The organism is Halalkalicoccus sp. NIPERK01 (assembly GCF_030287405.1).
Taxonomy (GTDB): domain Archaea; phylum Halobacteriota; class Halobacteria; order Halobacteriales; family Halalkalicoccaceae; genus Halalkalicoccus.
Window position 1 is genome coordinate 400,146 of sequence record NZ_JASVVV010000003.1, and the last position, 18,532, is coordinate 418,677.

Below are 18,532 nucleotides of genomic sequence, written 5' to 3' on the forward strand. Positions count from 1 at the left end.
CGGTTGCAACGGTGTCACTCCCTGCAATCCGGTCGCCCGCCGCCCGAATCCCGCTAGATGCCTACATGTCCTTCCCGGGGGTAGTACGTGTGGGTGGGAAACCATGACACAGACGTACGAGGAGACGGTGACGGACATCGAGGAACACCTCGGGCTCCTCCCGGGCTATATGGAGGCCCTCCCGGAGGAGGCGCTGATAAACGAGTGGCCGAACCTGAAGCGCTTCCTGTTCGGGGAGTCGGCGATCGACCCGGGGACCCGCGAACTCGTCGGCCTCGCGGTCGCGGCGGCCATCGGCTGCGAGTACTGCCGGCACTTCCACAAGGGGGCGGCACGGCTTCACGGCGTGAGCGAGGAGGAACTCTCGGAGCTGTTCTTCCTCGCGAGCTACACGCCGCGCTACAGCGCCCTGATACAGGCACAGGACTACGACCTCGACGTCTTCCGCGAGGAGGTCGCCGAGACCGCCGCCTACATCCAGGAGCGGGCGGCCGCGGCGGACGACTGAGAGGCTGATCACACATGACGCAAGCACACAAACTCGATTGTGAAGCGGCAGAAGCTGATTGCCGGTTCATCATTCAATCGGAAAACGAAGAAGAGGCGCTCGAACTGGCCAAGAACCACATGAAAGAGGTTCACGGAAAGGAGTTTACCGACGAGGAACTCCGTGGGGACCATCTGCAAGTCGTCTAACGAGGTGAGCACGAATGGCACAATCACTCGACGTCGAGCGGCTCGAACGCGAGGTCAAGGAGGTCTACCGGGACGTCGCCCAGGCTCCCGACGGGGAGTTCCACTTCGAGATGGGGCGCCCGCTGGCCGAACGCCTCGGCTACCCGCCCGAGGACCTCGACCGGGTCCCCGGGGAGGCCATCGCCTCGTTCGCGGGCGTGGGGTATCACTTCGACCTCGCCGCCATCGAGGAGGGCGAGGACGTGCTCGACCTGGGCAGCGGGTCGGGGATGGACGCCTTCGTCGCGGCGCTGCACGCCGGCGAGAGCGGGAGCGTGACCGGCCTGGACATGACCGACGAGCAACTGGAGAACGCGAGGCGGCTCCGGGACGACGGGGGCTTCGGAAACGTCTCCTTCGAGAAGGGGTACATCGAGGACCTCCCGTTCGAGGACGGGTCGTTCGACGTCGTGATCTCGAACGGCGTCATCAACCTCTCCGCCGAGAAGGAGCGGGTGTTCGACGAGGCGTATCGCGTCCTCCGACCGGGCGGTCGGCTGGCGCTCTCGGACATCATCAGCGAGGAGCGGATGCCCGAGTCCATCAAGACCAACGCGGACCTCTGGGCGGCCTGTATCGGCGGGGCCGAACAGGTCGACGACTACACGACGACCGTCGAAGCGTCGGGCTTCGACGTGAACGAGGTCCGGGAGAACTCCCAGTACGAGTTCGTCTCGGAGCGAGCACAGGGGGCGTGTAACAAGTACGGCGTCAAGAGCGTCGGGCTCGCCGCACGGAAGCGGGAGTGATCCGGACTGGCGTCCGGACTCCGTCGGTCCACTCGCTGGCGCTCGTTACCCGACGTCGTTTGGACTATCGTCCGAACCGCCGTCACTTCGCTTCGCTCGTGACGAGTCTCGGCCTATCGGCCGAACCACCGGGAGACTCGTACGAGCCTCCCGTGATTTGGACTATCGCCCAAACCGCCTGCTTCGCTTCTTGTAATCGAGCACGGCCCTGAGGTAGTCGCGTTTCCTGAAGTCCCGCCAGTTGACGTCGGTGAAGTACAGTTCGGCGTAGACGGACTGCCAGATCATGAAGTCCGAGAGCCGTTCGGCTCCGGTCTTGATCAGCAGGTCGGGTTCGTCGGGAAAGACCAGTTGGGCCTCGATGTCCTCGTCGCGGATGCCGTCCGGGTCGCGCTCGCCGCGCTCGACCTCGCGGGCGAGTCCGCGCACCGCGCGGGCGAACTCGCGTTTTCCCCCGAGGCCGATCCCGATGCTGATCGGGGCGTCGACCCGCCGGGTGTCGTCGGGTCCGCGGACGTCGACGGGCCGGGGGGCGTCGACCTCTTCGAGTTCGCTCACGAGCGTGGGCGCGGCCGCCGGGTCGAGGACGCTCACGTAGACGGTCACGCGGTCGGCGTCGTACTCGAAGGCCCACCCGAGGACGTCCTCGAGGGTTTCGTAGGCCCCGCGTTCGAGCAGGTCGCGCTCGGTGATCACGATGGCGACGTGGCTCGGCGGCGTGCCGTCGTGACGCCGGACGCGGGCGGCGAGATATCGGTCGTACAGGCCCACACGCCATCTCTCGCTGGCGGCCCCGTAAGCCTCACGGCCCGCGTCCGCGGGCCGTCGCGCTGTATCGGCCGCCCCGGCGCGTGTGTCCACATCCGATAGTATAAGTGTTCGACCCCGAAACCGGATCGGTGTGACCGGCCGAGTCCGGCGTGCAGGTGCGTTCGCGCTCGTGGGCAGCCTCTCGCTCGCCGCGCCGTTTCTCGGCCCCGCCGCGTTCGTCCCCTTCGCCGCCGTCGGTCTGCTGGCCGCGCTCGTCATCGACGGCGGCCCCGTCTTCGACCTCTTCGCACGCCCCGGCGACCACGAGGACCGCACGCTCTACGGGCTGGCGGGTTTCTCGCTCGCCGCGACCGGCCTCGCCCTGCTCGTCGTCGTCGGCTTCCCGCCCGAACTGTTCGCCGGAACCGTCTGTCTGCTCGCCGGCGGGAACCTCCTCCAGCAAACAGTTGTAGCCCGCCGGACGGACGATCTGGCGTCCGCCGTCGGCTTCGTCGCCGGCGGCTTCCTCGCGGGGACCGCCGCACAGTTGCTCGTCACCCCCTTCTCGCTCGGGGTCGAACCGGCGTCGGCGGCGTTCCTCGCGGCCTGTGGCGCGCTCATCGCCTCGCTCCTCAGGAGCGTCCTCTACCAGCGCGACGACCCGCTGGTCCTCCTCAGCGTGGGGCTCGTCCTGTGGGTGATCGCCGACCTCGGGATCGAGACCACACCCCTCGAAATCGCCGCCGCCATCGCGGTGACGGCGCTTCTGGGCTACGTCTCCTACGCGCTGGGGACCGCCTCGATCCCGGGGATGGTCACCGGAATGTTGCTGGCGCTCGTCACCATCGTCCTCGGCGGCTACGGCTGGTTCGTCCTGCTGATCGCCTTCTTCGCCATCGGCGGCCTCTCCTCGAAGTTCCAATACGAGAGGAAACGCGCCCGGGGGGTCGCCGAGGACAACGAGGGCGCCCGCGGCAGCGGCAACGTCCTCGGGAACTCGGCGGTCGCGCTCGTGGCCGTGCTGGGCTACGCCGCGACGCCCGACCCCCTTGCGGTCTCCCCGGACCTCTTCTTCTTCGCGTTCGCGGGCGCGGTCGCCACCGCGATGGCCGACACCCTCTCCAGCGAGATCGGCGGCGTCTACGACGGCCCCCGACTCGTCACCACCGGCGAGCGCGTTCCCCCCGGGACCGACGGCGCGGTCACGTGGCAGGGCGAACTCGCGGGGTTCGCGGGAGCGCTCATCGTCGCCGGTCCCGCCCTCCTCCTGTTCGACGCGATCACCCCGGTGGGTGCGGTGTTGATCGCCCTCGGCGGGGTCGCGGGCATGACCGCCGACAGCCTGCTGGGAGCAACCGTAGAGAACCGCTGGCTCGACAACCAGGGCGTGAACTTCCTCGCGACCCTCGTGGGGGCGGCGGTCGCCGTCTCGCTCGCCGTTCTCGGCGGCCTGTTCTGAGAACCCTACGCGGGACCGACCAGTTCCTCGAAGGTGCGGATCCGGACGCTCGTCGGCCGTTTCGTGTACTGGCCGCGCTCGCGCGCGATCACCTGCGAGACGCCGCGCTGGGCGGCGACGTCGAGGACGCGCTGGCTCAACGCGCCGTCGACGACGAGCGCGTGGGGCGGGGCCTCGGCGCCGCGGACCGCCTCGAACGCCTCCTCTGCCGGCGCGTTCGCCAGTTCCGTGAACTCGCCGTCGAGGAGCCGAACCGTCTCGGTTCCCTCGCCGATCACGGCCTCGGCGTGCTCGCGCAGGCTCGACGGCTCCTCGCTCGCCTCCGTGCGATCCCCGTCATCGGACGATGTCACGTCTGCGTCGGGATCCGTCGGCTCGGCGGGTGTATCGGGCGATTCGGGTCGCTCGGTCGTCTCGACCGCCGACTCGCCGTCGGGGGCGGGTCGGGCGCTGCCGTCGGTCGCGGCGACGACCGGTGTGTTCGCCTCGACCATCGCCTGATACGACACCTTCTCTCGGAGCGCCTCCATGACCTCCTCGCGTGAGAGGTCCTCGACCGACCGGCCCGCCGGCGCGAACGCGACGGAGTCGATCTCGCCGACCTGCTGTAGCTCCTTCATGATGAGTTCGCCCCCGCGATCCCCGTCGAGGAAGGCCGTGGTCGTGCGCTCCTTCGTGAGATCGGCGACCGCCTCGGGGACGTTCGTCCCCTCGACGGCGACGGCGTTCTTGATCCCGTACTTCAACAGCTGGAGGACGTCCGAGCGCCCCTCGACGACGATGACCGCGTCGCCCTCCGCGACGCGTGGCCCGGCGGGATAGCCCTCGTACTCGGTGATGTCCTCGACGCGGACGCTCTCTCTGACCCGATCGAGGAGTTCGTCGCTCGAGAGCACCGTCTCGTCGAACGCCGTCGAGAGCAGGTCCCGCGCCCGGCTGACGACCTCGCGGCGGGCCGCCGCGCGGGTGTCCTCGATCCGGTTGACCTCGAGGGTCGCCCGGCAGGGGCCGACCCGCTCGATGGTCTCGAGCGCCGCCGCGAGCACGGCGGTCTCGACCTTGTCCATGCTGCTCGCGACCGTCACGGTACCGGCCGACTGGCCGTTCTGGCTCGCGACCTCGACGTCTATCCGCCCGACCTTCGAGGACTGCTGGAGGTCGTGGATGTTGAGGTCGTCCCCGAGTAGTCCCTCGGTCTGCCCGAAGATCGCGCCGACGACGTCACTCCGCTCGACCACCCCGTCTGCCGTGATGTCCGCGTGAATGAGGTATTTCGCTGTATCGTTGAGTGTCATTGGTAACTGTCATGAACGCCTCCATGACGCCGTCTAGTTCGCGCCGGTGGGGAAAATAATTGCCGCATTGGGGTGACGGAACTACTATGGGCGGCGACACGAAGCGGTGGGCTATGGGTATCGACGAACCCGACATCAGTCCCGAACGATTCCTCGAGGACGTCGAGATGCGCATCGGCGAGATCCGATCCGTCGAGCGGTTTCCCGAGGCAAGAAAGGACGTCTACAAGCTGACAGTCGATTTCGGCTCCGAAACCAGACGGTCGGCGGCGGGGCTGACCGACCTGTACGACCCCGACGACCTCGTGGGCAGGCAGGTCGTCGCCGTCGTGAACCTCGGAACCGTCACCATCGCGGGCTTCGAAAGCGAGTGTCTCGTGACCGGGGTGGACGCGGGGGAGGGCGAGGTCGTCCACCTCCAACCCGAACGCGAGGTCGAAAACGGGACGCGCGTGTACTGATCGCTGCGACCCTTGCGCGTGTCGGTTTCAGGCGTTGGTGTGGCGATACTCCGCGAACACCGAGTCGATGGTCCCCTCGGCGTCCTCGCGGCTCGTCTCCCCGAAGCGGTACTCCCCGATCGAGACGGTCTCGATGTGGACGATCGCCGCCGGGTCCTCGACCAGAAAGAAGCTGACGGTGTTGGCCCCGTACCAGACCGCCATCACCCGCCGGTCGGCGCTGAACGTGACGTAGTGGGCCTCGTCTACCGCCTCGCTGAGTTCGATCGTCATGTCCGTCCGGTCGGGGCGACCCGTGTTAGTTCTGGTCCCGTTCGACAGTCCTTAACCCCTCACGGGCGCACCGACGGGTATGCAGACGCACATCGTGCCGGTCGGGTTCGACTACGACCGGCTGATCGCGCCGCTGGTGCGCGACCAGCACGACGTCGACCGCGTGATCCTCATCGAGGGCGCGGTCGGGAGCGAGGCCAACGTCGAGTACTCGAAGCACCTCGCGCGCAAGCTCGAGACGGACTTCCGGAACCTGCTGGGGGCCGACACCGAGCGACTGGCCCTCGAGGACGTCTACGACTACGACGCGGCCTTCGAGCAGGCCTACCGGCTGATCGACGCCGAACTCGACGCCGGCAACGAGGTCTGGGTCAACGTCAGCGCGATGCCTCGTACGGTCAGCTTCGCGGTCGCGACCGCTGCGAACTCGCTGATGGTCGAACGCGAGGCCGACCGCCGGAGGGTCCACACCTACTACACCGCCCCCGAGAAGTACCTCGAGACCGAACTCGCCGAGGAACTCCGCCGCGAGATCCGCCTGCTCGAGGATCTCGAGTCGGGCGACGTCGACCCCGATCGGATCGCACAGCGCCTCGACTCCGCCCGCGACCTCCTCGGCGAGTTCGACGAACGGGGCACCACCATCGGCGCGAAGGCGATCGGCGGCGGCCACATCGTCGAACTCCCGATCGCCTCCTTCTCGAACGTCAAGCCGTTCGAGGAACTCATCCTGTTCAAACTCGGCGAGGACGGCGTCTTCGAGAGCGTCAGCGAACTCGCCGAGGCGCTCGCCGACGAACTCGACGAGCCGTACACCGACAGCTTCCGCTCGAAGGTGATCTACAACGTCGATCGGCTCGGCCCGGGCGGGAAGGGCTACATCGAGCGCGAGGAACACGGGAAGTCCCACCGGACGCGCCTCTCGCGCATCGGCGAACTCTGGGTGCGCGCTCACACCGGCGCCGAGTGAGATCGGATCACTCGGCCGCCGCCTTCTCCGCGCGCGTCGAGAGCGCAAAGAAGGTGATCCAGATCGTCAGCAGCGTCGCGCCCAGCGCGGCGATCCGAAACGCCGTGGTGTTGCCCGCCATCGGGACTGCCGTCGGGTCGGAAAAGGGCAGGGCCGTGTGGTGGGGTCCGCCGACGATCGGGACGAAGTAATCGACCATCAGATCGAAACTGTACCACGCGAGCGCGGCGGCGACCGCCGGGATCGAGAAGTCGCTGTAGCGGTGGATCAGAAACGCCTGGGCGACCATCCCGAGGTGGCTCACGAGGAGAAAGGCGTACATCGGGGCGGCGGTCCCCGCGAGGAAGGCGTCGTTGAAGACGACGAGGACGAACGGGGTCCAGAGCCCGAGTTTGACGTTGCCGAAAAAGGCGAGCATGTCGACCAGTTCGCTCCCCCGGTCGAGCTTCCAAAGCGCGAGGCTCAGTGCCATGAAGAGGGTGGCGAGCGGGCTGTCGGGCACCCACGGCCAGATGGCGAGGGGGGTGCCCGAGAACTGGAAGCGGTAGTACCAGAAGCCGAAGGCCGTTCCTGCCACGTTTATCGCGACGATGGCCCACGCGTACCGCAACCCGAACCCCTCCAGTCGGCGGGGGAGCGGCGCGAGCCAGCGGGGAAGCTCCGACCCGGTCATTATCCCGAAGGGTGTGTGAGTGAACCAAAGAGATGCCGGTTCGGCCACGACCCACACCGGTTTATACTGTCGGTCATACCGCCGTGAATCGACGACAGCCAAGACGGGCGAGAGTTAGGCTGCTGTCCGGCGACTCGTGCCACCGCAGTTCAGGCTCCCATGACCGACAGTATTAGGCGACGGCGGTCGAGGGTCGGGTATGAACCGAGAGACGCTGGTCATGACGCCCGGGCCGACCGCGCTCCCCGAGGAGGTCCGGGAGGCGATGGCCCGCCCGATACAGAACCCCGACGTCGAACCGGAGTTCACCGCGTTCTACGAGGACCTCCTCGGAAAACTCGGAAGGGGTTACGGAACCGAGGACGACCTCCTCGTCCTCGCGGGCGAGGGGATGCTCGGACTCGAGGCGAGCGTCGCCTCGCTGATCGAGGAGGGCGATACAGTCCTCTGTCTGGCGAACGGGATCTACGGGGCGGGATTCGCCGACCTCGTCGAACTCCACGGCGGCCAGCCCGTGACCTGCGAGGTCCCGCCGACTGAGGGGTTCGACCCCGAGGCGGTCAAGGAAGCGGTCGAGGAACACGAGCCTGACGTGGCGACGATGGTCCACTGCGAGACGCCGACGGGCGTCCTGAACGATCTCGATGGAGTTCTCTCGGTTCTCGACGAGGCGGGCGTGCTCACGATCTGTGATGCGGTATCCTCGCTGGGCGGCGTCGAGGTGCCGACCGAATTCATGGATATCTGTCTCGGGGCGTCCCAGAAGTGTCTCAGTTCGCCGCCCGGACTGGCGACGCTGTCGGTGAGCGACGCGGCGTGGGAGCGGATCGAGGCGACCGAGCAGGACTCCTTCTACCTGAGCCTCGAACCGTGGCGCGACCTCGACTTCGACGACCCGCCCGCCGCCTTCCCCTACACCCACTCGGTGTCGAACCTCCATGCACTGGACGCCTCGCTCGACCTCCTCCTCGAGGAGGGAGTCGGGAGCGTTTTCGAGCGCCACGAGCGGGCGGCCGAGCGCTGTCGCGAGCGCGGGCGTGACCTCGGGCTGGAGGCGTTCGCGCCGGAACTGGCCTCCCCGACCGTGACGGCCTTCGATGTCGAGAACGCGGGCGACATCCAGCGGCGGGTCGCGGACGAGGGCGTCGTCCTCGCCACCGGCCTGGGCGAGTTCTCCGAGGACCTCCTCCGCGTGGGACACATGGGCCACAACGCCGACCCCGAGCGGGTCGACCGGGCGATGGACGCGCTCGCGGGCGTGCTCGGGTGATTCACTCCCGGGTTCGGCAGTGACAGTTATCTCCGTTCGAGTCGAATGAAACTCATGTCAGTACATCTGGATCGAGACTCGGAGGGAAGTGATTCGAACACGGATCACGGGGCGGGCATGGCGATCGGCCTCGTGATCGGGATCGCGATCGGAGTGGCGATGGACGACCTCGCGATGGGCGTCGCCATCGGGATCGTCCTCGGTGCGGGGATGGAAACGCGATAACGACGGCGACGCCGGCCCGACCGATACGTATTACACGCGCCCGTCCCACCGTCCCGACATGGCCGCGGAGACCGACATCGAGGAGTTGAAGCGGGGAACCGATCTCGTCAAGCGCGGGTTCGCACGGATGCAAAAGGGCGGCGTCATCATGGACGTCGTCAACGCCGAACAGGCGCGGATCGCCGAGGAGGCCGGCGCGGTCGCGGTGATGGCCCTGGAGGCCGTGCCCGCCGACATCCGCAAACGCGGCGGGGTCGCCCGGATGGCCGACCCCGCGGACGTCGCGGAGATCGTCGAGAGCGTCTCGATCCCGGTGATGGGCAAGTCCCGGATCGGCCACACGAAGGAGGCCCAGATCCTCGAAGCGGTGGGGGTGGACATGATCGACGAATCGGAGGTGCTCACCCCAGCCGACGACGCCTACCACATCGACAAGCGCGACTTCACCGCTCCCTTCGTCTGTGGGGCGCGCGATCTGGGCGAGGCCCTCAGGAGGATCGAGGAGGGCGCGGCGATGATCCGCACGAAGGGCGAGGCCGGCACCGGCGACGTCAACCAGGCGGTCCACCACCAGCGCCGGATCAAGGGCGCGATCCGCAAGCTAGAGGGGATGACCCACGAGGAGCGCGAGGCGTTCGCCCGCGAGATCGAAGCGCCGGCCCACCTCGTCCACGAGACCGCCGACGCGGGCCGTCTCCCCGTAGTGAACTTCGCCGCGGGCGGGATCGCCACGCCCGCCGACGCCGCGCTCATGATGCACCACGGCTGTGACGGCATCTTCGTCGGCTCTGGGATCTTCGGCGCGGAGAACCCCGAGGCGATGGCCGACGCGATCGTCGCGGCGACGCTCAACTGGGACGACCCCGAGAAACTCGCCGAGGTCGCCTCCAATATCGGAAAGAGCATGAAGGGCGACGCGAACGTCGACCTCCCCGAGGAGGAGCGGATGCAGGATCGCGGCGTTTAGACGACCCCCGGACGACGCCCCTTTTCGAGCGGTCGGCCTCAGAGCACCCCGAACCCGAACATCGGCCCGAAGAGCGCGTGGAGGGCGATCCCGACCACCAGCGCGGGGATCGTGGTGTATATCGAGGCGACGATCGCCGCGGTCTTGTCCATCGCGATCAGGGGAAAGAGCGCGTCGCCGTCCTGGCTGATCGCGTTCGAGACGAGCGCCGAGAAGGGGATCGCGCCCTCGGCGTAGACGCCCGCGAGGACGATCTGTGGACCGCACCCGGGGATCAGCCCGATGACGGCGCCGCCGACCGGCGCGAGCAGCCCCGCCGCGGCCGCGAGCGCCGCGACGTCGACGTTCCCGAGGACGACGGTGTACTCGTAGAGCAGGTAACCCCCGATCACCCAGACCGTGACGAAACTGGTCTCCATCGCCGCGTGCTGGAACGTGTCGTAGGCGCTGTGGAACGACTCACGGACGTGGCCGACGTGCCCCCCGCCGATGTAGCGCCGGCCGACCGCGTAGAGGTACACCGAGAGGACCGACCCGACGATCCCGGCGACGGTGAACGCGCCCTCGAAGGTAGGTGCGACGGTCATCGCGACGTCGGGCGCCCCCCGGAGCAGGTAGGCCGTGCCGGCGGCGAGCGCCACGAGCGCGGTGAGCCACCACGCGACGTGGACGGCGTGGCTCAGCCACGTCATGAATCCAGTCTCCCGCTCGTCCCCGTGGTCGTGGCCGCACGCACCGATCCCGTACTCGTGGCCCGGGTTCGCCGCGGGGTTCGCGCTCGCCATCGTCCCGCCGTCGGTGACCGTCGGACGCAACCGGGCGACCGCGCGGTCGACGCGGCCGACCCCGAGGCCGAATCGGTCGATCGCGTACCCCGAGACGACCGCCGTGACGAACGCGATCCCGTAGGCGTACAGCGCGGCCCCGGGCGCGAGCACGAGGATGACGAACGCCGCGTCGCCGGCGGTGGCGATCAGCGTCGCGACGACGGTCCCGAAGCCGACGCTCCCACGGATGTACAGCGGCATCACCACGATCGCGCCGCCACAGCCCGGCGTCAGTCCCAGGAACGCGCCGACCAGCGGCTGCCAGCGTTCGTTGCGCTCGAGGCGCTCGACCAGCCGTCCGCCCGTCCGGTACTGCAGATAACTGAACACCACCACCGTGATCGCGACGAACGCGCTCACCTGGACGAACCCGTCGCGGATCGACGCGACGAGGATATCGAACAGTTCAGCCATTCCGTTCACGCCCCTCGTCCGAGGCTCCGCCAGACGAATTAGACATCTCTAAATCTCTATTTAGCGGAGAAGAATTTATACTTTTCGTAGCAGCTCGTGTCTTGGGACGGCCGATCGAAGAGCAACGGGAGCGGGCCGGTGTCTCGATGTTTTTATACCGACGGTTCCACCCTCCGGCATGGAGTTCGGAGTCCTGAGTACGGCGGGCATCGCACGGAAGGCGTTCCTCCCGGCGGTCGAAGCGAGCGAGCACGGAGTCGGGGCGATCGCCTCGCGCGACGACGAGCGAGCGCGAAGCGTCGCCGAGGAGTACGCGATCCCGCGCCACTACGGGAGCTACGACGAACTGCTCGAGGACGGGGGGATCGATGCGGTCTACGTCCCGCTTCCCAACGGGTTGCACGCCGAGTGGACCCGCAAGGCGGCCGACGCCGGCCTCGACGTGCTCTGTGAGAAGCCCCTCGCCGCGGACGCCGAGGAGGCCCGTGCGGTCGTCGAGCACTGTCGCGAGCGGGGCGTGACGCTGATGGAGGGGTTCATGTACCGGTATCACCCTCGAACCGAGCGGGCGGTCGGACTCGCCCGCGAGGAGCTAGAGGGCGTTCACTCCGTATCGGCGACGTTCAAGTTCCCGCTTTCTGATCCCGAGGACGTGCGCCTCTCGCCGGAACTGGCCGGCGGGAGCCTGATGGACGTGGGCTGTTACCCCGTCTCCGTGGCCCGGCTCTTCCTCGGCGAACCCGAGGCCGCCTTCGCGACCGCCCACGACTCGCGAGGGGCCGGCGTGGACACCGACCTCGCGGGAGTTCTCGACTTCGGGGGCGGCGCTTCGGCCCGTATCGCTTCCGGGTTCGACTCGCAGCTCGTCCAGCGCTACCGCGTCGAGGGGGAAAACGGCTGGATCGAGGTCGAGGACGCCTTCGACGCGCCGACCGCCGAATCCACGGGACTCGCCTACCGGGTCGACGGCCGCGAGGGGATCGAAACCTTCGACCCGGTCGACCAGTACCGCCTCGAGGTCGAGGCGTTCGCCTCGGCCGTCGAATCCGGAGATCCGCCGCGGACGGACGGCGAGGAGGCGGTCGCAAACATGGAGGCCATCGACGCGCTCGCCGAGAGCGCTCGCCACGGCGAGGTCGTTCCCGTCGAGTGACCCTCAGAACAGTTCCGCGCCGCGGCCGACCTCCGTCTGGTAGGCACGGGCCTCGATCCCCTCCTCGGCGAATCGATCGAGCATCGCGCTCGCGATCGCCTTCCTGCGCTCGCCCTCGCAGGCCGCGATGATCGCCGGGCCTGCGCCGCTGACCGTGACGCCGGTCGCGCCCGCTTCGAGGGCGGTCTCGCGCACGTCGGCGTAGCCGTCGATCAACTCCGCGCGCGCGGGCGTGACGATGCCGTCCTCCATGCCCTGCCCGACGAGGTCGGGGTCGTCGCGGAACATCCCCGCGACGAGCGTGGCGGCCCGCCCGACGCACTCGACGACCTCCGAGACCTCCGCCGAGCGGGGGACGACACGCCGGGCGTCCCGCGTCGAGACCACGATCTCGGGCAGGCACACCACCAGCGGGATCGAGGCGTCGACCTGCGTGACTCCACGAGGGGTGGCGATCGTGAAGCCGCCCATGATCGCGGGGGCGACGTTGTCGGCGTGCGCTTCGCCCGAGACGAGCGCCTCGCCCTCGGCGGCGTAGGGCACCAGTTCCTCGCGGGTGTGGCCCAGTCCGTAGGCCTCGTTGATCCCGATCGCGACTCCGGCGGAACTGGCCGCGGAGGAGCCCAGCCCGGAGGAGGGGCGAACGCCCTTGTCGATCCGGATGGTCGCGGGGGAGTCGAGCGCCTCGGCGACCGCCCCGGCGACGTTCTTCCCGGGGTCCTCGGGGATGAACTCGCTTCCCGCCCCGCGCATCTCGATGGTCGTCTCGTCTGCGGGCTCGACCCGGACGACGTCGGCGGGTCGCGAGAGCGCCGCGCCGAAGACGTCGAAGCCGCTGCCGAGGTTCGCGCTCGTCGCGGGGGCCCGCACGGTGACCATGCCCGACCTACCCACAGGGGGGGCAAAAAGGTAGCGTCTCCGCGCCTACGCGTCGCCCTCGTCGCGGACGCCCGGTGCGCTGCCCACGTCGACGTCCTCGGGTTCCTCGCCGCCGCCGACGCCGACCTCGCCGTGCTCGTCCTCGACGTAGAGGTCGTCCGCGAAGCCGCCCTCGGCGTGGGGATGCTCGGGATCGTCGAGCTTTTCGAGGGTCGCGGGTGCCTCGGGGATGCCCTCGGCGGGTCGGAAGGCCCCGAGCGGGTCGTCGATGGTGACGTCGTAGCGCTCGAAGAAGTTGGCGTAACGCTCGTAGTGCTTCTCGAGTTCGTCGACCGGGATCTCCATCATCTCGGTCCAACCGTGGTTGTAGAAGTCGAAGTTGGCCTGGATGTGGGTGATCTCGCGGGCGCTCGCCTCGTCGAACTCCTCCTCGAGCGCGCGCAGATAGGTGTCCATCGTCGCGTCGAAGAAGGCGTCGAGGTGCGCCCGGCGCTCCTCGCGCCGGTCCTCGTCGGCCTTCCCGAGGAAGATCCGCGTGTGCATCTTGACCAGCCCGTAGTTGGCGACGGTGCTGACGCCGGGGGTCGACAGCGCCTTCTTCGCGGCCCAGTGACGCGGGTTCTGTCGGATCTTCATGCGCGGGGATTGGGACGCCAGGCGTATGAACGTCCCGCCGCCGGTCGTCCGAATAGCAACCGACTTTACCCCTCGTGTCGAATCCACCGCCATGACCCAGTCGTACGTGATCATCGGCGATGGGATCTCGGGGAGTTCCGCCGCCGAGACCCTCCGGGAGAAGGATCCCGACGCGGAGATCACGGTCATAACCGACGAGGGCGAACCACTCTACAACCGCATCCTCATCAAGGAGTTCGCGAAGGGAAAGCTGCCCGAAGCCCCCATCTCCATCCACGACGAGGGCTGGTACGAGGACCGCGACATCGCCCTCTCGCTCAACACCCACGTCACCCACATCGACCCCGAGGCCCACGTCGTTCACACCCACGAGGGCGACGACCTCGGGTACGACAAACTGCTGATCGCGACCGGCGGCACCCCGACCCAACTGCCCGTCGAGAACAGCGACGCGGAGGGGATCCACCACTTCTGGACGTTCCAAGACGCTCGAAAAATCGAGGCCGACGCCAGCGAGGCCGAGACCGGCGTCGCCGTCGGCGCGGGCCTGCTGGGCATCGACCTCGCGGCGATCTGTGGCGCACAGGGCGTCGACGGGCACTACCTCATGCGCGGCAACCGCTGGTGGCGCTACGCGCTCTCGCTGGACGGCGCGGAGATCATCCACGACGGCCTCAGGGAGAAGGGCGTCACCCCCGTCTTCGACAGCGGCGTCGATCACTTCGAAACCGACGACTCGGGGCGCGTCACCGCGGCGATCGATCCCAACGGCGACCGGTTCGAGGCCGACTTCGTCGGCATCGCCATCGGGCTGAACTTCAACACCGAGTACCTGCGGGGATCGGGCATCGAACAGGACGAGGGGGTCGTCGTCGACGAGTACATGCAGACCAGCGTCGACGACATCTACGCCGCGGGCGACCTCACCCGCTTTTACGACACGATCCTCGGCGAGTACGCCCAGAACGGCTCGTGGGGCTCCGCGAAGGAACAGGGCAAGGTCGCGGGCGTCAACATGGCCGCCGGCGCCGAAAGCGAGGCGTTTCGCTGGGTCTCCTCCTACTCGATCACCCACTTCGACTTCCCCTTCCTCTCCTTCGGCCACCCGACCATCGGCGACGAGTACGTCGAGCGCAAGTACTCCGAGACGGAGTGGCGCCGCATCGCGCTCAAGAACGGCAAGGTCGTCGGCGGCGTCCTGATCGGCGACCTCTCGCCACAGACCCGCCTGAAGAAGCTCATGCGCGAGGAGACGGTCGTCGAGGGCCAGACCGACGTGTTGCTCGAAGAACAGATCGACCTCGACGATCTGGCGGTCTCGCAGTAGGGCGTACTAGTCGCTGCGGAGTCGGTTTTCTACTCGAAAGGGTCCGTGAACCAGCTGGCAGATACGGGAGAGAAACCGATCGAGACGGACGATCGTTCCAGCAATTGGTGCAGGACGATCCTCAGCCAAGAAAGGCCTCTTCCCCCGTAACCGGCTGGAGCAGCGGTACAGATAAGGGATCGTTACCTGACGTATCCGATACAGATGACGTGTCCAGTCTGTGGTGGCTCGGAGATGACGGTGATCAACGTTCGTGTGGCCCAGGAGAGCGATCTCAAGCAGGCGGTCGGGAGTACATGGGACGGCCGAAACGCGGCCCGGTGTGACGAGTGCGGCGTTCTGTACGATCATCAGTATATCGAGTCTGACGCGAACCGAGAGCGATCTCCGGACAGCCAGCGTGCGTCTACGACGATCAACTGTCCCGAATGCGGATCACCCAATTCGGGAGACCGACAGTCCTGTTCCTACTGTGATGCGCCATTGGACCGCCCTCTAAATGAAAGCGACGAGGACATCGAGCGCGGATCGGAGCGCTCGTGAACGCTCGATTCCACAGCGTTATATCTGATCACAAGATCACCAGGATAACCGAAATCATCCGATCAAGAGGTAGATATACCGATCCGCAGGCTTCAGTCCCGTATCGAACACTGCACGACGGGTCCGCTGGCGGCTACTGGTAAGGGCCGCTTCAAGGCACACACCGAAGTCCCCGCAACCCGTTTTTCGAGGCGATGGTAGAAAACGAGAGCGACACGTTCGACATCGGCGGCGAGTTGACCGTTCATCGACTCGGCTTCGGCGCGATGCGAATCACCGGCGAGGACATCATCGGCCCGCCCGAGGACGAGGAGGAAGCGAAGGATGTCCTCGAACGCGCCCGCGAGATCGGCGTCGATTTCGTGGACACCGCGGACTCCTACGGTCCCGCAGTCAGCGAGCGCCTGATCGGCGAGACCTTCGGCCCCGACTACGAGGACGTGGTCGTCGCGACTAAGGGCGGACTGTGGCGCACCCTGGATGGACGTTGGCCCCCGTGTGGCGACCCCGAGTACCTTCAGGACGCGCTGATGGGCAGTCTGGATCGCCTCGGCGTCGACTCGATCGACCTCTATCAGTTCCACCGCCCCGACCCCGAGGTGCCCTTCGAGGACTCGATCCAGCAGATGGCGGAGTTCAAGGATCGTGGACTGATCGAGCACGTCGGCGTGAGCAACGTCTCGGTCGAACAACTGGAAACCGCACGCGACATCGTTGAGGTCGCGACGGTCCAGAACGAGTTCAACGTCGGCGATCGCTCCGACGAGGACGTTCTGGAGGCCTGCGAGGACGCCGGGATCGGCTTCATCCCGTGGTCGCCGATCGGATCGGGCGACGACGACCTCGGGGAGAAGGAGGAGACCGTCTCGGAGATCGCCGATGCTCACGATGCGAGCGAGTCCCAGATCGCGCTGGCGTGGCTGCTCCAGCGCTCGCCGGTCACGCTGCCGATCCCGGGTACGTCGAGCGTCGAGCACTTAGAGGAGAACGTCGCCGCGAGCGGGATCGAACTCTCGGACGACGAGATGAACGGGCTAGAATAGGAAACGGTACCGTTTTCGGTCGCCCCGGCCGAGTACGGGTATGAACGGGGACGCCGACATGACCCTCGCGTTCGATCTGGCGGCCTTACAGGAACTGGCCGAACCCGACCGGGTCTTTACCGACGCCCGGCAGTGGACCGAGTACGTGGGGGTCGTCAGCGAGAAGCCGACCTACGTGGTGACGAACTTCACGCGCAAACACCGGATCCGACAGGACTTCTTCTCGGGCCCGCGCGGGCGCGAGGAGAGCCTCGAGAGCGTTCGCGAGCAGTTCGACACCGAACGCCACGTCTTCGTCGGCACGAGCGAGGCCGACCGCGAGCTCGCCGAACGCGTCGGCTGGGAGTACCTCCCCGTCGGGGACGCCGCCGAGGCCGCGGACTGGGACCTCGCGGCCGACGCCCCCGAACCGGAACCCGAGGAGGACGCCCGCGACGACTGGCCCTGAATCGAGGAGGTTTATTACGCGGCCGGGACACCGACCGGTATGTCACTCGACGTCGTCCGCGTGCTGAAGGAGGGGCTCGACCGACTGGCGAGTCGCAACGGCCTCGTGTTCGTCGGCGTCTTCGTGCTCGTCGCGCTCGTCGGCAACGTCGCCCTCGACAGCGCGACGGTCGCGCTCGAATCCCTCGCCGCCGAGTTGGCCGCCGAGGCGGGCCAGCCCCAGCCCGAGACGCTGCCCGAGGGTTCGACGCCGCTCGCGCTCTCGCTTCCCGGCTCGGTTATCGTCCTCCTGCTTCTCGTCTGGCTGCTCGCGTGGGCCGCGACGAGCGTCGTCGCCGTTCGGGTCATGGCGAGCGAGCACACAGACGCGATCCCCGACGATCTGGTCTCGCGACGACTGACGCTCGCGACGGTCAACGAGATCGCCGCCCGGATCGTCGTGCTGACGCTCGTCTCCGTCGGGTTCGCCGCCCTCGTCCTCCCGGGGATCTTCCTCGCGGTCTGTTTCTACTTCGTCCGGCCGCTGATCGCCATTGAGGACCGAAACGCGATCGACGCGATGGTCGAGAGCTGGCGGCTCTCGCGGGGCGACCGGGTCGCGATTTTCCTCCTTCTCCTCGGGGCTGTCGTCGTCTACGTGGCCATCTCGCTCGCGGGCACCCTCGGCGCGCTCGTCCTCTCGCCGGTCCCCGTCGCCGGGGCCGTCGTCTCGATCGCCGTCGCGGCGGTCGCGAACGTCTTCTGGCTCGCCGTCTCGGCCCGGGCGTTCGTCCAGATGCGCGAGCGAAGCGAGGAACCCGAGTCGGCGGACCTCGACCCGCACGACGAGTGGGACGACCCCGACGGGGTCGAGTGGTAGAAAACGCGCCCTTTAACCGGCCGACGACGCAAGTGAGACCGATGGCAACGCCCCGCGTTCCCGGCGACGAGGCGATCGAGCTTCCCTGTGGCGAGTCGGTCTCGCTCGCGGAACTCGACATGGGGATGCGCGAGTACGCCTGTTCCTGTGGGGAGCGCCACGCCGTCGTGATGGACGTCCACCCTCCCTCGCGGTTCGTCCCAGAGGCGATCGTCGACGTGTTGCGCGAGACCGTCGAGACCGAGGACGAGTTCGGGGAGTTCGGTACGCCCCACGTCATGGGGATCGTCCTCGAGGAGTTTCCCGAGGAGGTCGTCGCCGAGGACGTCTCCGAGAACGGTCAAGTCGGGTATTCGATGCTCTGGCTGACGGATTTCGACTCCCGGCGACTGCACGTCATCGTCGTCGAACTGCTGGTCGAACTCATGGACCACGCGATCAGTCACAGCGAGAACTCGGAGGCCGCCGACGAGTTCGAGGAGCAGATGCTCGAGTTCGACGTCGAGGCGTTCGTCGACGACTATCGAAAAGCTCGCGAGTTCGAAAGCGAGTTCGACCGGCCGGCCTGAGTTTTACG

Annotated in this window: 22 protein-coding genes; 15 read left to right on the forward strand and 7 right to left on the reverse strand. The window is 67.5% G+C overall.

What is annotated here, in order from left to right:
• Positions 1 to 103 precede the first annotated feature (103 nt).
• The 3 genes from QRT08_RS11665 to QRT08_RS11675 are packed head-to-tail and all read left to right on the forward strand — an operon-like array spanning position 104 to position 1,484.
• On the forward strand, positions 104 to 508 hold the full coding sequence (locus QRT08_RS11665; protein WP_286046129.1) for a carboxymuconolactone decarboxylase family protein: 405 nt from the start codon (positions 104 to 106) through the stop codon (positions 506 to 508).
• A gap of 14 nt (positions 509 to 522) precedes the next feature.
• Complete coding sequence (locus QRT08_RS11670) at positions 523 to 696, forward strand: DUF1059 domain-containing protein (protein WP_286046130.1); 174 nt, start codon at positions 523 to 525, stop codon at positions 694 to 696.
• A 14-nt stretch (positions 697 to 710) separates the two neighbouring features.
• Positions 711 to 1,484, forward strand: a complete 774-nt coding sequence (locus QRT08_RS11675; RefSeq protein WP_286046131.1) for a methyltransferase domain-containing protein — start codon at positions 711 to 713, stop codon at positions 1,482 to 1,484.
• Positions 1,485 to 1,646: 162 nt separating this feature from the next.
• On the opposite strand, the gene QRT08_RS11680 is transcribed toward QRT08_RS11675, so the two are convergent.
• On the reverse strand, positions 1,647 to 2,255 hold the full coding sequence (locus QRT08_RS11680) for an undecaprenyl diphosphate synthase family protein (protein WP_286046132.1): 609 nt from the start codon (positions 2,253 to 2,255) through the stop codon (positions 1,647 to 1,649).
• A gap of 130 nt (positions 2,256 to 2,385) precedes the next feature.
• Here QRT08_RS11680 and QRT08_RS11685 point away from each other — a divergent pair, with 130 nt between their 5' ends.
• Positions 2,386 to 3,693, forward strand: a complete 1,308-nt coding sequence (locus tag QRT08_RS11685) for a DUF92 domain-containing protein (RefSeq protein ID WP_286046133.1) — start codon at positions 2,386 to 2,388, stop codon at positions 3,691 to 3,693.
• 5 nt (positions 3,694 to 3,698) lie between these two features.
• On the opposite strand, the gene dnaG is transcribed toward QRT08_RS11685, so the two are convergent.
• Positions 3,699 to 4,988, reverse strand: a complete 1,290-nt coding sequence (gene dnaG / locus QRT08_RS11690; protein ID WP_286046134.1) for a DNA primase DnaG — start codon at positions 4,986 to 4,988, stop codon at positions 3,699 to 3,701.
• 113 nt (positions 4,989 to 5,101) lie between these two features.
• Here dnaG and QRT08_RS11695 point away from each other — a divergent pair, with 113 nt between their 5' ends.
• Positions 5,102 to 5,449 (forward strand): tRNA-binding protein, encoded by a 348-nt coding sequence (locus tag QRT08_RS11695; RefSeq protein WP_286046135.1) that lies wholly within the window; start codon positions 5,102 to 5,104, stop codon positions 5,447 to 5,449.
• Positions 5,450 to 5,476: 27 nt separating this feature from the next.
• Here QRT08_RS11695 and QRT08_RS11700 read toward each other — a convergent pair whose 3' ends face one another.
• Positions 5,477 to 5,722, reverse strand: coding sequence for a hypothetical protein (locus QRT08_RS11700; RefSeq protein ID WP_286046136.1), 246 nt, complete (start codon positions 5,720 to 5,722; stop codon positions 5,477 to 5,479).
• A 79-nt stretch (positions 5,723 to 5,801) separates the two neighbouring features.
• Here QRT08_RS11700 and QRT08_RS11705 point away from each other — a divergent pair, with 79 nt between their 5' ends.
• Positions 5,802 to 6,692 carry an HFX_2341 family transcriptional regulator gene (locus tag QRT08_RS11705; RefSeq protein WP_286046137.1) on the forward strand — a complete coding sequence of 297 codons (891 nt, stop codon included), beginning with the start codon at positions 5,802 to 5,804 and terminating at the stop codon, positions 6,690 to 6,692.
• A gap of 7 nt (positions 6,693 to 6,699) precedes the next feature.
• On the opposite strand, the gene QRT08_RS11710 is transcribed toward QRT08_RS11705, so the two are convergent.
• Complete coding sequence (locus QRT08_RS11710) at positions 6,700 to 7,365, reverse strand: DUF1405 domain-containing protein (protein ID WP_286046138.1); 666 nt, start codon at positions 7,363 to 7,365, stop codon at positions 6,700 to 6,702.
• Between the two features lie 199 nt (positions 7,366 to 7,564).
• On the opposite strand from QRT08_RS11710, the gene QRT08_RS11715 reads away from it, so the two are divergent.
• The 3 genes from QRT08_RS11715 to pdxS are packed head-to-tail and all read left to right on the forward strand — an operon-like array spanning position 7,565 to position 9,827.
• Positions 7,565 to 8,635: a pyridoxal-phosphate-dependent aminotransferase family protein gene (locus QRT08_RS11715; RefSeq protein ID WP_286046139.1), complete on the forward strand. Its 1,071-nt coding sequence runs from the start codon at positions 7,565 to 7,567 to the stop codon at positions 8,633 to 8,635.
• 54 nt (positions 8,636 to 8,689) lie between these two features.
• Positions 8,690 to 8,860 carry a glycine zipper domain-containing protein gene (locus tag QRT08_RS11720; protein ID WP_286046140.1) on the forward strand — a complete coding sequence of 57 codons (171 nt, stop codon included), beginning with the start codon at positions 8,690 to 8,692 and terminating at the stop codon, positions 8,858 to 8,860.
• Positions 8,861 to 8,918: 58 nt separating this feature from the next.
• Positions 8,919 to 9,827, forward strand: a complete 909-nt coding sequence (gene pdxS / locus QRT08_RS11725) for a pyridoxal 5'-phosphate synthase lyase subunit PdxS (protein WP_286046141.1) — start codon at positions 8,919 to 8,921, stop codon at positions 9,825 to 9,827.
• 38 nt (positions 9,828 to 9,865) lie between these two features.
• On the opposite strand, the gene QRT08_RS11730 is transcribed toward pdxS, so the two are convergent.
• The gene (locus QRT08_RS11730; RefSeq protein ID WP_286046142.1) at positions 9,866 to 11,068 is read right to left on the reverse strand and encodes a putative manganese transporter; all 1,203 of its coding nucleotides are present in this window, start codon (positions 11,066 to 11,068) and stop codon (positions 9,866 to 9,868) included.
• Between the two features lie 178 nt (positions 11,069 to 11,246).
• Between QRT08_RS11730 and QRT08_RS11735 the strand changes: the two genes are divergently transcribed.
• Positions 11,247 to 12,221, forward strand: a complete 975-nt coding sequence (locus tag QRT08_RS11735) for a Gfo/Idh/MocA family protein (RefSeq protein WP_286046143.1) — start codon at positions 11,247 to 11,249, stop codon at positions 12,219 to 12,221.
• Between the two features lie 3 nt (positions 12,222 to 12,224).
• On the opposite strand, the gene QRT08_RS11740 is transcribed toward QRT08_RS11735, so the two are convergent.
• Both QRT08_RS11740 and QRT08_RS11745 read right to left on the reverse strand, forming a co-directional pair.
• Positions 12,225 to 13,100: a homoserine kinase gene (locus QRT08_RS11740; protein ID WP_286046144.1), complete on the reverse strand. Its 876-nt coding sequence runs from the start codon at positions 13,098 to 13,100 to the stop codon at positions 12,225 to 12,227.
• A gap of 45 nt (positions 13,101 to 13,145) precedes the next feature.
• Positions 13,146 to 13,736 (reverse strand): DUF6149 family protein, encoded by a 591-nt coding sequence (locus tag QRT08_RS11745; RefSeq protein WP_286046145.1) that lies wholly within the window; start codon positions 13,734 to 13,736, stop codon positions 13,146 to 13,148.
• A gap of 91 nt (positions 13,737 to 13,827) precedes the next feature.
• Here QRT08_RS11745 and QRT08_RS11750 point away from each other — a divergent pair, with 91 nt between their 5' ends.
• The 5 genes from QRT08_RS11750 (at position 13,828) to QRT08_RS11770 (ending at position 18,524) form a co-directional block, all read left to right on the forward strand.
• Positions 13,828 to 15,063 (forward strand): NAD(P)/FAD-dependent oxidoreductase, encoded by a 1,236-nt coding sequence (locus QRT08_RS11750; RefSeq protein WP_286046146.1) that lies wholly within the window; start codon positions 13,828 to 13,830, stop codon positions 15,061 to 15,063.
• A 737-nt stretch (positions 15,064 to 15,800) separates the two neighbouring features.
• The gene (locus tag QRT08_RS11755; protein ID WP_286046147.1) at positions 15,801 to 16,649 is read left to right on the forward strand and encodes an aldo/keto reductase; all 849 of its coding nucleotides are present in this window, start codon (positions 15,801 to 15,803) and stop codon (positions 16,647 to 16,649) included.
• A gap of 40 nt (positions 16,650 to 16,689) precedes the next feature.
• Positions 16,690 to 17,097: a DUF7124 domain-containing protein gene (locus QRT08_RS11760; RefSeq protein ID WP_286046148.1), complete on the forward strand. Its 408-nt coding sequence runs from the start codon at positions 16,690 to 16,692 to the stop codon at positions 17,095 to 17,097.
• A gap of 39 nt (positions 17,098 to 17,136) precedes the next feature.
• Positions 17,137 to 17,955 carry a DUF7847 domain-containing protein gene (locus tag QRT08_RS11765; protein ID WP_286046149.1) on the forward strand — a complete coding sequence of 273 codons (819 nt, stop codon included), beginning with the start codon at positions 17,137 to 17,139 and terminating at the stop codon, positions 17,953 to 17,955.
• A gap of 41 nt (positions 17,956 to 17,996) precedes the next feature.
• Positions 17,997 to 18,524, forward strand: a complete 528-nt coding sequence (locus QRT08_RS11770; protein WP_286046150.1) for a DUF5815 family protein — start codon at positions 17,997 to 17,999, stop codon at positions 18,522 to 18,524.
• Positions 18,525 to 18,532 lie beyond the last annotated feature (8 nt).

Bases quoted from the DNA above. Each gene is read 5' to 3' on its own strand.
- QRT08_RS11665 (WP_286046129.1), top strand. From the start codon at position 104: ATGACACAGACGTACGAGGAGACGGTGACGGACATCGAGGAACACCTC.
- QRT08_RS11670 (WP_286046130.1), top strand. From the start codon at position 523: ATGACGCAAGCACACAAACTCGATTGTGAAGCGGCAGAAGCTGATTGC.
- QRT08_RS11675 (WP_286046131.1), top strand. From the start codon at position 711: ATGGCACAATCACTCGACGTCGAGCGGCTCGAACGCGAGGTCAAGGAG.
- dnaG (WP_286046134.1), bottom strand. From the start codon at position 4,988: ATGACACTCAACGATACAGCGAAATACCTCATTCACGCGGACATCACG.
- QRT08_RS11695 (WP_286046135.1), top strand. From the start codon at position 5,102: ATGGGTATCGACGAACCCGACATCAGTCCCGAACGATTCCTCGAGGAC.
- QRT08_RS11700 (WP_286046136.1), bottom strand. From the start codon at position 5,722: ATGACGATCGAACTCAGCGAGGCGGTAGACGAGGCCCACTACGTCACG.
- QRT08_RS11705 (WP_286046137.1), top strand. From the start codon at position 5,802: ATGCAGACGCACATCGTGCCGGTCGGGTTCGACTACGACCGGCTGATC.
- QRT08_RS11710 (WP_286046138.1), bottom strand. From the start codon at position 7,365: ATGACCGGGTCGGAGCTTCCCCGCTGGCTCGCGCCGCTCCCCCGCCGA.
- QRT08_RS11715 (WP_286046139.1), top strand. From the start codon at position 7,565: ATGAACCGAGAGACGCTGGTCATGACGCCCGGGCCGACCGCGCTCCCC.
- QRT08_RS11720 (WP_286046140.1), top strand. From the start codon at position 8,690: ATGTCAGTACATCTGGATCGAGACTCGGAGGGAAGTGATTCGAACACG.
- pdxS (WP_286046141.1), top strand. From the start codon at position 8,919: ATGGCCGCGGAGACCGACATCGAGGAGTTGAAGCGGGGAACCGATCTC.
- QRT08_RS11730 (WP_286046142.1), bottom strand. From the start codon at position 11,068: ATGGCTGAACTGTTCGATATCCTCGTCGCGTCGATCCGCGACGGGTTC.
- QRT08_RS11735 (WP_286046143.1), top strand. From the start codon at position 11,247: ATGGAGTTCGGAGTCCTGAGTACGGCGGGCATCGCACGGAAGGCGTTC.
- QRT08_RS11740 (WP_286046144.1), bottom strand. From the start codon at position 13,100: ATGGTCACCGTGCGGGCCCCCGCGACGAGCGCGAACCTCGGCAGCGGC.
- QRT08_RS11745 (WP_286046145.1), bottom strand. From the start codon at position 13,736: ATGAAGATCCGACAGAACCCGCGTCACTGGGCCGCGAAGAAGGCGCTG.
- QRT08_RS11750 (WP_286046146.1), top strand. From the start codon at position 13,828: ATGACCCAGTCGTACGTGATCATCGGCGATGGGATCTCGGGGAGTTCC.
- QRT08_RS11755 (WP_286046147.1), top strand. From the start codon at position 15,801: ATGGTAGAAAACGAGAGCGACACGTTCGACATCGGCGGCGAGTTGACC.
- QRT08_RS11760 (WP_286046148.1), top strand. From the start codon at position 16,690: ATGAACGGGGACGCCGACATGACCCTCGCGTTCGATCTGGCGGCCTTA.
- QRT08_RS11765 (WP_286046149.1), top strand. From the start codon at position 17,137: ATGTCACTCGACGTCGTCCGCGTGCTGAAGGAGGGGCTCGACCGACTG.
- QRT08_RS11770 (WP_286046150.1), top strand. From the start codon at position 17,997: ATGGCAACGCCCCGCGTTCCCGGCGACGAGGCGATCGAGCTTCCCTGT.